Below are 13,875 nucleotides of genomic sequence, written 5' to 3' on the forward strand. Positions count from 1 at the left end.
GGGCATCGGTCCGGCGACGCACCGCCGTACCGCCGGAGGTGGATCTTCGTCCGGGGTCATCCCTGCGATGTAGTCGCAGTGCACACCGTGGCCGATGCCCCGGCCGGCGTACGGCGGCGAGAATGTGGCTCGTGAGAGGCATCGTGGCGACCGGACCGCTGCCGAGGCCGGGCTGGCGGGCGCTGCTGCTCGACGCGGCGCTGGCGGGTGTGCTCGGGCTGGTGTGCTTCCAGGCCGCCACCGACGACGTCGGCGTCCCGCCCCCGCCGTTGCCGCCGCCACTGCCGCTGCCGCCGTTGGCGGTCCCGCCGGAGGTGCAACCGGCGCCGCCCGGTTCGACGCTCGGGGCGCTGCTGCTGGTCTTCGTCATGTGCGCGCCGCTGGTGCTGCGCCGCCGGTATCCGCTCGCGGTGCTCTGGGCGACGACGGCCGCCGCCTCACTGGTGCTGGTGACCGACGGGGACCGGCAACCAGCCCTGTTCCCGTGCGTGGTACTGACCTGCCTCGTCGCCGTCTACAGCGCGGCGGCGCACAGCCCGTACCGGCTGCCGGTGCTGGCGTCGGTCCCGGTGGTGGCGCTGCTCGCCCTGGGCCTGCGGGAGCTGATGGTGGTCACGGTGCCCGCGGACCGTCTTCCGTTCGTCGTGCTGGCTCCGCTGGTGGCCGCCGCGGGTGGCCACCACGTGTGGCGGCGACGGGCGGGCGAGGACCGGCAGCGGCTCACCGCCGAGGCCCGCGCCCACGAGCAGGCGCTGCGCGACGCGGTCGCCGGTGAGCGGGCCCGCATCGCCCGCGAACTGCACGACGTCGTGACGCATCACGTCAGCGTGATGGTCATCCAGGCCGGCGCCGCCCGGACGGTGCTCGCCGCCGCGCCGGATCAGGCACGGGAGGCGCTGCTCGCCGTCGAGTCGACCGGGCGGTCCGCGCTCACCGAGCTGCGGCACGTCATGGGCCTGCTGGCCGAGTCCGAACCGGACGACCCGGAGGACCCCCAGCCCGGCATCGACGACCTGCCCGGCCTGGTCGCACGCATGCGTGACGCCGGCGTGCCGGTGGGTCTGACCGTCTCGGGCGAGCGCCGGCCGGTCACCTCCGGTGTCGGGCTGACGGCCTACCGGGTGGTGCAGGAGGCGTTGACCAACATGGTCCGGCACGCGCCGGGCGCCGCCGGCACCGTCGTCGTCGAGTACGCGCCGGAGAGGCTGCGGATCGAGGTCGGCAACACCGAGCCCGGCGTACCGGCCGCGACCGGCGCGACGGGCGGGCGCGGCCTGATCGGGCTGCGGGAGCGGCTCGCCGTCTACGGTGGGACGTTGCGCGCCGGAGCGCGGCCGGGCGCCGGCTACCACGTCGAGGCCCTGATCCCGTGGGAGGCGACATGACGGTACGAGTGGTGGTCGCCGACGACCAGGCGCTGGTCCGTACCGGGTTCCGCATGATCCTCACGGCCGGCGGAGTGGACGTGGTGGCCGAGGCGGCGACCGGCGCGGAGGCGGTGGACGCGGTGCGCCGCACCAGGCCCGACGTGGTGCTCATGGACGTGCGCATGCCCGAGCTCGACGGTCTCGAGGCCACCCGCCGCATCCTCACCGGGGCCGTCGCGGCGCCGCGGGTCATCATCCTCACCACGTTCGACCTGGACCAGTACGTCTACGCCGCGCTCGCCGCCGGGGCGAGCGGCTTCCTGCTCAAGGACGTGACGCCGGAGCATTTGGTCGCGGCCGTACGCCTGGTCCAGGACGGGGACGCGCTGCTCGCGCCCGCGATCACCCGCCGCCTGGTGCGGCGTTTCGCCCGCCGTGACCCGCAGACGGCGGCGGTGCACCGCGACCTGGCCACGCTGACCCGGCGCGAGACGGAGGTCCTGCGCCTGCTGGCCGGCGGCCTGAGCAACGCCGAACTCGCGGACGCGCTGCACCTGTCCGAGGCGACGGTGAAGACCCACGTCGCCCGGATCCTCGCCAAACTCGGTCTGCGGGACCGGGTCCAGGCGGTGGTGGTCGCCTACGAGACGGGTCTCGTGAGTCCCGGTTCGCCGGAGGACTGACCGGTCCGGCGACGGCCGGCAACGTGCTCAGGTGATCAGCAGCGCCCCGACGACGATCAGCGGCACCGAGACGAACAGGAAGATGCCGACGCCGGTGAGCACCCGCCCGCCGCCGCCGTCCTCCCGCTCGGGCGCCAGGCCGAACGTGGACCGGGCCGGCAGCATGCCGATGCGGCTCAGCGTCAGGTCACCGGTCATCCCGATCACGGCACCGACGATCATGAACGCCACTCCCACCCGGTGCGTGAAGTCGCCGCCCCCGACGGCCACCCAGATGCCGACCGCCGCGGCGATCACCACCGCGGCGATCACGAAGAGCACCAGCGCCTCCCGCAGACCCCGCACCACCGTCGACATGTGCGCCCTCCCTCGGACCCGGGGGTCGTCCCGAGTCGTGGGACATTCTGCCGCGTCGATGCAACGGCGCGCAGCCCGTGTGTCGCCGGTCCGGCGCGGTTATCCCCGGCCGGGCCCGGGTACCGGGAGCCGCATGGCGGAGATGGGATCGCTCTGGATCGTCCGGCACGGCGAGAGCACGGCGAACGTCGCGGCCACGGCGGCCGAGACGTCCGGCGCCGAGCTGATCGACCTCACCCACCGCGACGCGGACGTGCCGCTGTCGGCTACCGGTGAGGAGCAGGCACAGGCGACCGGCCGCTGGCTGGCCGAGCTGCCGGACTCGCAACGGCCGGACGTGGCGGTGGTGTCGCCGTACCTGCGGGCGGTCCGGACGGCCGAGCTGGCGCTCGACGGCACCGGGATCCCGACGAGCGTCGACGAGCGGCTGCGCGACCGGGAGCTGGGCATCCTCGACGGGCTCACCGCCCACGGCGTGACCCGGCGCTACCCGGAGGAGGCGCAGCGGCGTACCCGGCTCGGCAAGTTCTACTACCGGCCGCCCGGCGGCGAGTCCTGGACCGACGTGGCGCTGCGGCTGCGGGCGCTGCTGGGCGACCTGCGCCGCGACCACGACGGGGGCCGGGTGCTGCTGTTCGGCCACGACGCGCTGGTCTTCCTGCTGCGCTACCTGGTGGAAGGGCTCACCGAGGCGGAGCTGATGGCGCTGACCCGCGAGCACGTGATCGCCAACTGCTCGGTCACCGGCTGGCACGCCGACGACTCCGGCCGGCTCGTGCCGGACGTGTTCAACGACGTCACCCACCTGCACCGCCAGGGGGCGACACCCACCAGGGAGGACGAGGTCCATGCCGAGCCGGTCTGACGTGATCACCCCCGCGCTGCTGCGGGACTGGGCGCTGCCGGTGCCCACCGGCGGCAAGGAGGCGCGCGGCACCGTGCTGGTGGTCGGCGGTTCCCGGTTCACCCCCGGCGCGGTGCTGCTGGCCGGGGTGGCCGCGCTGCGTGCCGGGGCCGGCGTGCTCCAGCTCGCCGCGGCCGAGTCGACGGCCCCGTCGCTGAGCATCCAGGTGCCCGAGGCGCTCGTGATCGGCCTGCCGGAGACCGACGACGGCGCGGTACGCGGCGACCCGGGCGACCTGCTCGGCGGGCTGGTCGCCGAGGCGGACGTGGTGGCCGTCGGCCCCGGCCTGAAGGACATCGACGCCACCGGGGAACTGCTGCGCCTGGTCCTGGACGCGGCCGGGCGGGAGACCGCGCTGGTGCTCGACGCGTACGCGCTCGGTGCGCTCAGCCACGCGCCGGATCTGCTGGTCGGGTCCGGCCGCAAGGTGGTGCTCACGCCCAACCTGACCGAGGCCCAGCACCTGCTGGGCCGCGATCCGGGCGACGACCTGGACGCCGAAGCGGTGGAGCTGGCCGGCCGGTACGACGCGGTCGTGTCGCTGTACGGGCACATCGCGACGCCGGACGGCCGGGCCTGGCGGGAGGAGAGCGGGGACGCCGGGCTGGGCACCTCGGGCAGCGGCGACGTGCGCTCCGGGCTGCTGGCGGGCCTGCTCTCCCGGGGTGCCGACCCGGCACAGGCGGCCTGCTGGGCGGCGTTCGCGCACGCGGTGAGCGGGCAGCGGCTGGTCCCCCGGTACGGGCGGATCGGCTTCCTCGCCCGGGAACTGCTGGACGAGATCCCCTACACGATCGCCACCGTCTGACGATCGACTTCACGGGCGCGCGGGACGTGTAACACCCGGGGGCGCGGCGGCGCTGGTCCGGGCGAGGCCGGTACTTCGCCGTGCCTCCGCCCGGACCGCAGCCCGTTCAGGGGTGCGGTCCACCCGCACGAACCCCTGGGAGTCTGTGTGAACAATCTCCGTCGCAAGACACTCGCCGCGGCGTCCGCGGTGACGCTCGGCGCCGGGCTCGCCCTCACCGGCGGCATGGCGCCGGCCGCGGCCGCCGGACCGGAGACCTCGTATCTGGTGCTCGCCCCGCAGGGCAACGGCACCGCCAAGGCCGCCGCCCGGGTGGCGGCCGCCGACGGCACCGTGGTGGCGGCGTACGACAAGATCGGCGTGCTGGTCGTGCGCTCGTCCGCCCCGGACTTCGTCACCCGGGTGGCGGGCGCCGGCGTCGAGTCGGTCGCCTCCACCGCCGGCCTGGGCACTGCCCTGGACGAGGGCGAGACGGTCGAGGTGCCGGCCGCCGCCGTCGCCGCGGCCACCGGCGACCCGACCGCCGAGCCGCTCTACAACCTTCAGTGGGACATGGACCAGATCCGCGTCCCGCAGGCGCACGCGGTGACCGGCGGCAGCCCGTCGGTCGTGGTGGGTGTGCTGGACAGCGGCATCTCCAGCAGCCACCCGGACCTGGCGACCCAGATCGCCAGGGACAAGAGCGCCTCCTGCGTCGGCGGTGTCCCGAACACCGCCGAGGCCTCGTGGAACCCCACCACCAGCGACCACGGCACCCACGTGGCGGGCACCATCGCCGCCGCCGTCAACGGCGCCGGGGTCACCGGCGTCGCGCCGGGTGTGAAGGTCGCCGCCGTCAAGGTGGTCAACGACGACGGCTACATCTTCCCGGAGGCCGCGGTCTGCGGGTTCATGTGGGCCGCCGAGCACGGCTTCCAGCTCACCAACAACAGCTACTACATCGACCCGTGGCAGCTGAACTGCCGCAACGACGCCCGCCAGCGCCCGGTGTGGAAGGCCGTGCAGCGGGCCCTGCGCTACTCGCAGTCCCAGGGCGTGCTGCACGTCTCGTCGGCCGGCAACTCGAACTGGGACCTGGCCCACAAGATCACCGACACCGGCAGCCCGAACAACGGCACGCCGGAGGACCGCGAGAACCTCACGAACGCCTGCCTGGTCCTACCGGCCGAGGCGCCGGGCGTGGTGACGGTCGCCGCGGTCGGCCCGACCGGTGAGAAGAGCTACTACTCCTCGTACGGCCAGGGCGTGATCGACGTGACCGCGCCGGGTGGCGACACCCGGTTCCGGACCCGGGGCGCGGTCTCGACGTCCGCCGACGGCATCCTGTCCACCACCTTCAACACCGCCACCCGCACCAACGGGTGGGGCTACAAGCAGGGCACCTCGATGTCCAGCCCGCACGCCACCGGCGTCGCGGCGCTGGCGCTGTCCGCGCACCCGGGCATGAACCCCGGCCAGCTGGCCTCGTTCCTGGAGCGCACGGCGGTGGCGAAGTCCTGCCCGTCGGGCGTCTACAACCCGGTGCCGCTGATCCCGGCGGGCCCGAACGCGTACGACGCGACCTGCTCCGGCGGGAACCGCAACGGGTTCTACGGCGCCGGCGTCGTGGACGCGTACAACGCGGTGAAGTAACCCCGACCCGCGTGGACCGGGCCCGGCGATCACGCCGGGCCCGGTTCCGTTTGTCCTGGTCGGGCACCGGGTAGGGGGGCACCGTCAGCCGACTTAGGAGGTAACCGGTGTCCACCGACGCGATCGTCCTGCTCAAGGAGGACCACAAGGAGATCCGCCGCCTGTTCAAGGCGTTTCAGGAGGCCGAGGAGGGGCCGGCGAGCAAGCGCGGGAAGATCGTCGGGCAGATCCTCGAAGCTCTGACGGTGCACACCTACCTGGAGAACGAGGTGATGTACCCGGAGGTCCGCAAGCTGGTGCCCGACGTCGAGGACGACATCCTGGAGTCGTACGAGGAGCACCACGTCGCGGACGTGCTCTGCTTCGAGCTGTTCACCATGGACGCCGACGACGAGCGCTTCAACGCCAAGACGACGGTGCTGATCGAGAACGTGCTGCACCACGTCGAGGAGGAGGAGCAGGAGTGGTTCCCGAAGGTGCGCGAGGCGCTCGGCCGTAACCAGCTCCAGGAGATCGGCCAGCGGATGCTCGACCTGCGGCCGAAGGCGCCGAAGACGCCGACCGCCCCGAAGGCGCTGAAGAAGTCGCTGGACGCCGTGGTCGCCTGACACCGGGCCCGGAACGCGAGCGGGACCGCCCCTTCCTTCGGGGCGGTCCCGCTCGCGTCGGTGCTCAGTCGCCCGAGCCGGGCTCGGCCATCTTCCGGTGCTGCTCGGCCTTCAGCCGGTCCGGGACGATCTTGCCGGCGGCCACCTGGATCTTGTTGACCAGCGAGCCGGCGGCGACCTTGTGCTCCCCCTTCATCAGCGCCTCGAACGCGTCCTCGGCCACCTTGCGGGGGTCGTCCTTGCGCCCCTGGCCGACCCGCGTGTCCTCCATGTCGGCCCGGTCGAAGAACTCGGTGTCGGTCGGGCCGGGCATCAGCGAGGTCACCGTGACGCCGCTGTCCTTCAGCTCGTTGCGCACCCCCTCGGCGAAGGACTGCACGAACGACTTCGAGGCGTTGTAGACCGCCTGGTACGCCCCGGGCATGGTGGCGGCGATGGACGAGGTGAACAGCACCCGCCCGGCGCCCCGGCGGACCATGTCCGGCAGCAGCAGCTTGGCCAGGTGCACCGTCGAGCGGACGTTCAGGTCGATCACTGTCAGCTCGTCGGCCAGGTCGGTGCCGCCGACGAAGTCCCCGCCCGCGCCCCGGCCGGCGTTGAGCGCCAGCGCGTCGACCGGGCGGCCCAGGCCGGTCACCTCCCCGGCCAGCCGCCGTACGCCCTCGGGCGTGGCCAGGTCCACCTGGACCGGGTACACCTCCGGGCCGCCGTCGCGCCGCAGGTCGCCCGCCGCGCGCTCGATCGCCGCGTCCTCGGCGGCGACCACCACGTCGTACCCGTGCTCGGCGAACTGGACCGCCAGCTCGTACCCGATGCCGCTGGACGCGCCGGTCACCACGGCGAGCGGCCGTCCGGTGCTCGGTGTGGTCATGGTCGTGCCTCCTCTCCCCCGGGCCGGGTCGGGGCCGGCCTCCCCCACGGTGTGCCCCGGGACGGGCGGCCCAACCCCGCAGGTCCCGGCCGGGCCGGTAGGATCGGCACGGGCCGTGACTGGCGCGTGGAGATGGAGCACCATCGGGGAGCGGCCTCGTCATGAGGACGCATGCCGAGCGCCTGGGCCTTCCGCACGTCACCTGGAGGTCGCATGTCGCGCAACGCCGAGTCCACCGCCTTCCGCAGCGCGTTGGAGGTCGTCCGCGGCGTCGAGCCGCGCGTGGCCGACGCCATCGCCGCGGAACTGGCCGACCAGCGCGAGTCGCTCAAGCTCATCGCCAGCGAGAACTACGCCTCCCCCGCGACGCTGCTGGCCATGGGCAACTGGTTCAGCGACAAGTACGCCGAGGGCACCGTCGGGCGCCGGTTCTACGCCGGCTGCCAGAACGTCGACACCGTCGAGGCGCTCGCCGCCGAGCACGCCCGGGAGCTGTTCGGCGCGTCCCACGCGTACGTGCAGCCGCACTCCGGCATCGACGCCAACCTGGTCGCGTTCTGGGCGATCCTGGCCGACCGGGTCGAGTCCCCCGCGCTGCGCAAGGCGCAGGCGCGGCAGGTCAACGACCTCACCGAGGCCGACTGGTTCGCGCTGCGCCGCGAGCTGGGCAACCAGCGGATGCTCGGCATGTCGCTGGACGCCGGCGGGCACCTCACCCACGGTTTCCGGCCGAACATCTCCGGCAAGATGTTCGACCAGCGCAGCTACGGCACCGACCCGGCCACCGGCCTGATCGACTACGACCGGGTGGCCGAGGCGGCCCGCGAGTTCAAGCCGCTGATCCTGGTCGCCGGTTACTCCGCGTACCCGCGGAAGGTCAACTTCCGGATCATGCGGGAGATCGCCGACTCGGTCGGTGCCACGTTCATGGTCGACATGGCGCACTTCGCCGGGCTGGTCGCCGGCAAGGTGTTCACCGGCGACTTCGACCCGGTGCCGCACGCGCACATCGTCACCACGACCACGCACAAGTCGCTGCGGGGCCCGCGCGGCGGCATGGTGCTCTGCGGCCCGGAGCTGGCCGACCAGGTCGACCGGGGCTGCCCGATGGTGCTCGGCGGGCCGCTGCCGCACGTGATGGCCGCCAAGGCGGTCGCGCTGGCCGAGGCGCGCCGCCCCGACTTCGCCGACTACGCCCAGCGGATCGTGGACAACGCGCAGGCGCTCGCCGACGGGCTGCTGCGCCGGGGCGCCACGCTGGTCACCGGCGGCACCGACAACCACCTGGTGCTCATCGACGTGTCCGGGTACGGCCTGACCGGCCGGCAGGCCGAGCAGGCGCTGCTGGACTCGGGCATCGTCACCAACCGCAACTCGGTGCCGCAGGACCCGAACGGCGCCTGGTACACCTCGGGCATCCGCATCGGCACCCCGGCGCTGACCACCCGAGGGCTCGGCGCCGCCGAGATGGACGCCACCGCCGAGCTGATCCACACCGTGCTCAGCCAGACCACGCCGGGCACCGGCCCGGACGGCGCGCCGTCGAAGGCGAAGTACGTGCTGGACCCGGCCGTCGCCGAGTCCGTCGGCAAGCAGGCCGCCGACCTGCTCACGCCGTTCCCGCTCTACCCCGCCGTGGACCTGGGCTGACAGTCGTGACGGCGGCGCCCCGGGAGAACGATCTCCCGGGGCGCCGGCGGTTACGGGGTCAGCGCAGCGGGCGCTTCAGGTGGTAGCGGTGGACCTCGGTGCTGCCCTGCACGTTGTTCACGTCCTCGGCGGCGGAGACCAGCTCCCACCCCTCCCGGCCGACCCGGTTGAGGTGCGCGATCGCGGTGTCGCCGTACGCGGTCACGTCGGTGCGTGACCCGTCCGGGCCGTACCACACGAACGAGACGTGGAAATTGCGACCCTGACCCTGATACCGACGAACGAGCAACGCGTACTCCCAGGCAACCATTCGTCCATTATCAACAGAGCGACGGCGTCAGGAAACACGCGCTGTGGCGGAACCCTGACACTCCGGCGTCACGCCGCCCGGCATGGTGTCCGTGACCAGCGCGGCCAGCCGGTCCAGGCCCAGATCGATGGACTCCGGTGTGACAGCGCTCACCGACAACCGCAACGCATTCACCGGTGTGCCCGCGTCGTAGAAGTGCGCCATCGGGGTCCAGAGCACGCCGTACTCGCGGGCCGAGCGGTGCAGCAGCGCGTCGTCGACGGCGAACGGCACGCTCACCACCACGAAGAACCCGCCCGCCGGGACGGTCCAGGAGACCGGACCGCCGGCCGGGAAGCGCCGGGCCAGGCCGTCGACCAGGTGGCGCAGGTTGCGGGCGTACGCGGCCCGCTCCCTGGTGTTCGCGGCCACCAGCGAGCAGTCGTGCGCGAGCAGCGCGCCGCCGATCACCGCCTGGCTGATCGGCGACGTGTTCACGGTGACCATGCTCTTGATCTTCGCAAGGTGGTCGGCGAACGGGACCACGGTGCCGTCGGCCTCCCCCACCCGCTGGTCGGCCACCACGTAGCCGACCCGCGCGCCCGGCAGCACGGTCTTGGCGAACGAGCCGAGGTAGACCACCCGGCGGGCGGTGTCCAGCGCCTTGAGCGTGGGCCGCCGCGCGGTGCCGTCGGCCGGGAACAGGCCGTACGGGTTGTCCTCGATCAGCAGCATGTCCTCCTCGGCGGCCAGGTCCAGCAGCCGCCGCCGGTGCGCGGTGTCCATGCTGACCCCGGACGGGTTGGCGAAGTCGGGCATCACGTAGCAGCCGCGGGGCCGCAGCCCTTCCGCCCGGGCCCGGCGCAGCCCGGCGCGCAGGTCGTCCAGGTCGACGCCGCCGGGCCCGCCGGCCACCGGGCGTACCGGCAGGTCGACCAGGCGGGCCGCGCCGGTGAGCCCGACGTACGTGGGCGCCACCGCGAACAGCACGTCGGCCGGGCCGGCCCGCAGCGCGCGCAGCACCAGGAACATCGCCTCCTGGCAGCCGACCGTCACCACTATCGACTCCGGGTCGACGGTGAGCCCCTCGTCCACGGCGAGGTGACGGGCGATCAGGTGGTGCACGACGCCCTTGGTGCGGCCGTACTGCAACAGCGTCCGGTCCACACCGGCCCGGTCCAGCCCGACCTCCTCGGCGAGGTGGCGGCGGAACCGGTCCAGGTGCGTGTGCAGCAGCGCCGAGTCGAAGAACTCCTCGTACGGCCGCCCGGCCGCCAGCGACACCGCGTCCGGGTAGTGCTGCGCCACCTCGTTGAGGAAGTTCATCGAGTTCAGCGCCGGGTCGCCGACACTGCCGTGCAGCGCCGTGACGGCCAGGTCGACGGGATCCACGTCAGCCTCCGATCCGGGTACGCAGCCGCCGGGCCGAGGCCGGGTCGGGGCAGCCGCTGAGGATGAGGGCGTCGCGCAGTTCCGCCGCGAGCAGCGCCAGCGCCGCCTCGGCACCGGCCCGGCCGCCCGCCGCGAGCGCCCAGAGAAGCGGCCGGCCCAGCAGCACGCCGTCCGCGCCGAGCGCCAGCGCGCGCAGCACGTCGACGCCGCTGCGGACGCCGCTGTCCAGCAGCACCGCGCACCGCTGGTCGACCGCCTCGACCACCTCCGGCAGCACGGCCGCGCTGGCCGGGGCCGCGTCGAGCTGCCGTCCGCCGTGGTTGGAGACCACCACGGCGTCGACGCCGGCGTCCGCCGCGCGGACCGCATCGCGCGGGTCCAGGATGCCCTTGACCAGCAACGGCACCCGGGTACGCTCGCGCAGCCACTCCAGGTCCGCCCAGCTCAGCGCCGGGGCGAACACCGCGCCGGTGTGCACCGCCACCGCCGAGACGCCCGGGGTGCCCTGGTGCGCCAGGTCGTCCCGGCCGCCGGGCAGGTTCGCCGCGGTGACGTGCGGCGGCAGCGCGAAACCGTTCCGGGCGTCGCGCAGACGCCGCCCGAGCACCGGCACGTCCACAGTCACCATCACCGCCGCGCAGCCGGCCGCCTCCGCCCGGTCGAGCAGGTCGGCCACCAGGGCCCGGTCGCGCAGCCAGTAGAGCTGGAACCACACCGTCGCTCCGGTCGCCGCGATCTCCTCGATCGGCGTGCTGGACAGCGTGCTCGCCACGTAGGGCACGCCCGCCGCGCGGGCCGCCGCCGCGAGCGCCGGCTCGCCGTCGGGGTGCAGCAGCCGCTGGTACGCCATCGGCGCCACGGCCACCGGCAACGCGGCCCGGCCGCCGGGCAGCGCCGCCTCGGTGGACGGGTCGTCCACCCCGGCCAGCATCCGGGGCAGCACCGCCACCCGGTCCAGCGCGGCCCGGTTCGCGGCCAGCGCGGTCTCGGTGCCGCTGCCACCGTCGACGAAGTCCCACACGTCGGCCGGGAGGACCGCCCGGGCCGGCGCGGCGAACTCGGCCAGGCTGGCCGGCGGCACGAAGCCGTCCGCCGCGTCACCCATGGTCGGCACCCGCCGCCGCGTGCGCCGGGTCGAGCCCGAATGCGCGGCGCAGGAAGGCGGCGGCCCGCTCCTGGGCCTGGCGGCCCGCGTCGAACACGCCGGGCATCGCGAAGAACCCGTGCACCATCCCCGGGTAGTGGGCCGTCTCGGTGGGCACGCCCGCCTCACGCAGCCGGGACGCGTACCGCTCGCCCTCGGCGCACAGCGGGTCGTACCCGGCGGTGACCACGAGCGCCGGAGGCAGGCCGGACAGGTCCTCGGCGAGCAGCGGCGACGCGAGCGGGTGGGCCGCGTCGCCGGGATCGGCCAGGTAGTGGCCGCGGTACCACCCCACCGAGTGCCTGTTGAACAGCATCGGGTCCTCGTCGTCGCCGGGCCGGTGCCCGGGCCGCTGGTCGGTGTTCGGGTAGACCAGCAGCTGGGCGGCGAGCCGGGGACCGCCGTCGGCGCGCGCCAGCAGCGTCACCGCGGCAGCCAGGTTCCCGCCCGCGCTGTCGCCGCCCACCGCCAGCCGGTCCGGGTCCACGCGGAACTCGGCGGCGTGCGCGGCGAGGTGCCGCAGCGCGGCGTGGCAGTCCTCCACCGCCGCCGGGAACGGATGCTCCGGGGCGAGCCGGTAGCCGACCGTCACGGTCTGGGCGCCGGTGAGGTTGACCAGCCGCCGGCAGATCCCGTCGGCCGTGTCGACGCTGCCGAGCGTCCAGCCGCCACCGAAGAAGTAGACGAGCGTGGGCAGCGGCCCGTCGCCGTCCGGCCGGTGGATCCGCACCGGCAGCGGCCCGCCCGGGCCGGGCACCGTCGTGTCGCGTACCTCGGCGACCGGCTCGACCGCGCCGGAGCCGGCGCGGATCGCGGCGAGGTCGGCGGCGCGGGCCTCGGCGAGGGTCTGGGTGTAGAGCGGCACGGTGCCGGCGGCGGCCCGCGCGGCCCGCCACGCGACCACCTGCGGATCGAGTGTCATCCGGCCTCCCCGGTGGTGACGAAGAGTTTGTCGATACCGCGCAGGAACAGGCTCCCGCTGTACGTGTAGGGCTGGGTGACGGCGAGCCGGGGGAAACGCGCGAACAGGCGCGGCAGCGCCAGGCGGCCCTCCAGCCGGGACACCGCCGACCCGAGGCAGAAGTGCAGCCCGACACCGAAGGCCAGCGACGGCGGGCCGTCGCGGCGCGGGTCGAAGCGGTCCGGGTCGGGGAACCGGGCCGGATCGCGGTTCGCGGCGGCGATCAGCAGCAGCACGTTGTCGTCGCGGTCGACCGGGACGCCGCCGAGGTCGACGCCGGCCGGCGCGGAGCGGGCCAGGAAGTGCACCGGGCTCTCCATCCGCAGCACCTCCTCCACGCAGCCGCGGGCCAGTTCGTCGTCGCCGGGCAGCGCGGCGGTCACGTCCGGGTGGTCCAGCAGCAGCGGCAGGCCGTTGCTGAACATGTAGACGGTGGTGACGAAGCTGGCGTTGAACAGCACGATCAGGTTGCTGATCAACTCTTCCTCGGTGAGGTCGACGCCGCCCGCGTCGAGCACCTCGACCAGGCCGCTGATCAGGTCGTGGCCGGGCGTGCGGCGCCGGTGGGCGATCAGGTCCCGGTAGTAGACGCGCAGCTCCTCGGCGGCCTGGTTGGCCCGGGCCAGCCGCTCCGGCGTCTTGCCGGACACGTCCATGTACTCGTCGATCCAGTCGACCCGCTGCCGGTACCAGGACAGGTCGGCCGCGGGCAGGCCGATGAACTCGGCCATCACCAGCGCCGGGACCGGGTACGCGAAGTCGGCCACGAAGTCCACCTCGTGACCGTCCGCACCCACCTCGGCCATGTGGTCCAGGCGTTCGGCGACGATCCGCTCGATCACCGGCTCCAGCGCGCCGAGGCGGCGCGGGGTGAACGTCCTGGCGAACACCGCACGCATCCGGGTGTGGTCCGGCGGGTTGACGAACATCATCGAGGTGAGGAACGTGCGCAGGATCTCCTGCTCCTCCCAGCCGGGCGGGAAGCCCTTGTACCAGCCGGGGTCGCGCAGGATCTGGTCCACGATGTCGTACCCGCCGGCCACCGCGCTCACGGTGCTGTGCTCGGCCCGGGCCGGTACGGCGTTGATCGGCCCGTGCTCGTGCAGGGCCGCGTAGAAGGGATACGGGTTCTGCCGGCCCTGCTCGCTGTAGAGCCCGGTCAGGATCTCACTGACGTCCACTGTCTCTTCCTCCCCAGGAAACGGCGGC

General features: G+C 73.8%; 14 protein-coding genes and 1 riboswitch. Of the genes, 7 read left to right on the plus strand and 7 right to left on the minus strand.

The genetic code is table 11. The annotated features are described in order from the left end of the window. Nucleotides 1–122 precede the first annotated feature (122 nt). Both M8C11_RS08545 and M8C11_RS08550 read left to right on the plus strand, forming a co-directional pair. A complete protein-coding gene (locus M8C11_RS08545) occupies nt 123–1,385 on the plus strand; it encodes a sensor histidine kinase (protein ID WP_252449162.1) in 1,263 nt (420 codons plus the stop codon). Next, nucleotides 1,382–2,050, plus strand: a complete 669-nt coding sequence (locus tag M8C11_RS08550; RefSeq protein WP_120569655.1) for a response regulator transcription factor — start codon at nt 1,382–1,384, stop codon at nt 2,048–2,050. Before M8C11_RS08545 ends, M8C11_RS08550 begins: the two co-directional genes overlap by 4 nt. A gap of 27 nt (nt 2,051–2,077) precedes the next feature. On the opposite strand, the gene M8C11_RS08555 is transcribed toward M8C11_RS08550, so the two are convergent. Continuing rightward, the gene (locus M8C11_RS08555) at nt 2,078–2,407 is read right to left on the minus strand and encodes a hypothetical protein (RefSeq protein ID WP_091043629.1); all 330 of its coding nucleotides are present in this window, start codon (nt 2,405–2,407) and stop codon (nt 2,078–2,080) included. Nucleotides 2,408–2,540: 133 nt separating this feature from the next. On the opposite strand from M8C11_RS08555, the gene M8C11_RS08560 reads away from it, so the two are divergent. The 4 genes from M8C11_RS08560 (at nt 2,541) to M8C11_RS08575 (ending at nt 6,359) form a co-directional block, all read left to right on the plus strand. Further along, nucleotides 2,541–3,272 carry a histidine phosphatase family protein gene (locus M8C11_RS08560; protein ID WP_252449163.1) on the plus strand — a complete coding sequence of 244 codons (732 nt, stop codon included), beginning with the start codon at nt 2,541–2,543 and terminating at the stop codon, nt 3,270–3,272. Next, complete coding sequence (locus M8C11_RS08565; protein WP_151500215.1) at nt 3,256–4,119, plus strand: NAD(P)H-hydrate dehydratase; 864 nt, start codon at nt 3,256–3,258, stop codon at nt 4,117–4,119. Before M8C11_RS08560 ends, M8C11_RS08565 begins: the two co-directional genes overlap by 17 nt. Nucleotides 4,120–4,266: 147 nt before the next feature. Continuing rightward, nucleotides 4,267–5,751: a S8 family serine peptidase gene (locus M8C11_RS08570; RefSeq protein ID WP_252449164.1), complete on the plus strand. Its 1,485-nt coding sequence runs from the start codon at nt 4,267–4,269 to the stop codon at nt 5,749–5,751. A 107-nt stretch (nt 5,752–5,858) separates the two neighbouring features. Then, a complete protein-coding gene (locus M8C11_RS08575) occupies nt 5,859–6,359 on the plus strand; it encodes a hemerythrin domain-containing protein (RefSeq protein WP_120569651.1) in 501 nt (166 codons plus the stop codon). A gap of 64 nt (nt 6,360–6,423) precedes the next feature. Here M8C11_RS08575 and M8C11_RS08580 read toward each other — a convergent pair whose 3' ends face one another. Then, nucleotides 6,424–7,230, minus strand: a complete 807-nt coding sequence (locus tag M8C11_RS08580; protein WP_252449165.1) for an SDR family oxidoreductase — start codon at nt 7,228–7,230, stop codon at nt 6,424–6,426. Between the two features lie 105 nt (nt 7,231–7,335). Continuing rightward, nucleotides 7,336–7,425: riboswitch (ZMP/ZTP riboswitch) on the plus strand. A gap of 18 nt (nt 7,426–7,443) precedes the next feature. Between M8C11_RS08580 and M8C11_RS08585 the strand changes: the two genes are divergently transcribed. Continuing rightward, nucleotides 7,444–8,880, plus strand: a complete 1,437-nt coding sequence (locus M8C11_RS08585; RefSeq protein WP_013286616.1) for a glycine hydroxymethyltransferase — start codon at nt 7,444–7,446, stop codon at nt 8,878–8,880. A 58-nt stretch (nt 8,881–8,938) separates the two neighbouring features. Here M8C11_RS08585 and M8C11_RS08590 read toward each other — a convergent pair whose 3' ends face one another. Genes M8C11_RS08590 through M8C11_RS08610 form a run of 5 tightly spaced genes read right to left on the minus strand, consistent with a single transcriptional unit; the run spans nt 8,939 to nt 13,847 of the window. Further along, complete coding sequence (locus tag M8C11_RS08590) at nt 8,939–9,190, minus strand: hypothetical protein (RefSeq protein ID WP_013286617.1); 252 nt, start codon at nt 9,188–9,190, stop codon at nt 8,939–8,941. A gap of 27 nt (nt 9,191–9,217) precedes the next feature. Continuing rightward, nucleotides 9,218–10,561, minus strand: a complete 1,344-nt coding sequence (locus tag M8C11_RS08595) for a PLP-dependent aminotransferase family protein (protein ID WP_252449166.1) — start codon at nt 10,559–10,561, stop codon at nt 9,218–9,220. A gap of 1 nt (nt 10,562) precedes the next feature. After that, a complete protein-coding gene (locus tag M8C11_RS08600; protein WP_252449167.1) occupies nt 10,563–11,666 on the minus strand; it encodes an alpha-hydroxy acid oxidase in 1,104 nt (367 codons plus the stop codon). Beyond that, nucleotides 11,659–12,627 (minus strand): alpha/beta hydrolase, encoded by a 969-nt coding sequence (locus M8C11_RS08605; RefSeq protein ID WP_252449168.1) that lies wholly within the window; start codon nt 12,625–12,627, stop codon nt 11,659–11,661. The genes M8C11_RS08600 and M8C11_RS08605 overlap by 8 nt, the downstream gene beginning before the upstream one ends. Beyond that, nucleotides 12,624–13,847, minus strand: coding sequence for a cytochrome P450 (locus M8C11_RS08610; protein ID WP_120569646.1), 1,224 nt, complete (start codon nt 13,845–13,847; stop codon nt 12,624–12,626). The genes M8C11_RS08605 and M8C11_RS08610 overlap by 4 nt, the downstream gene beginning before the upstream one ends. Between the last annotated feature and the right edge of the window lie 28 nt (nt 13,848–13,875).

The sequence above is a fragment of the Micromonospora sp. CPM1 genome, from assembly GCF_023896895.1.
Taxonomy (GTDB): Bacteria; Actinomycetota; Actinomycetes; order Mycobacteriales; family Micromonosporaceae; genus Micromonospora; species Micromonospora tulbaghiae.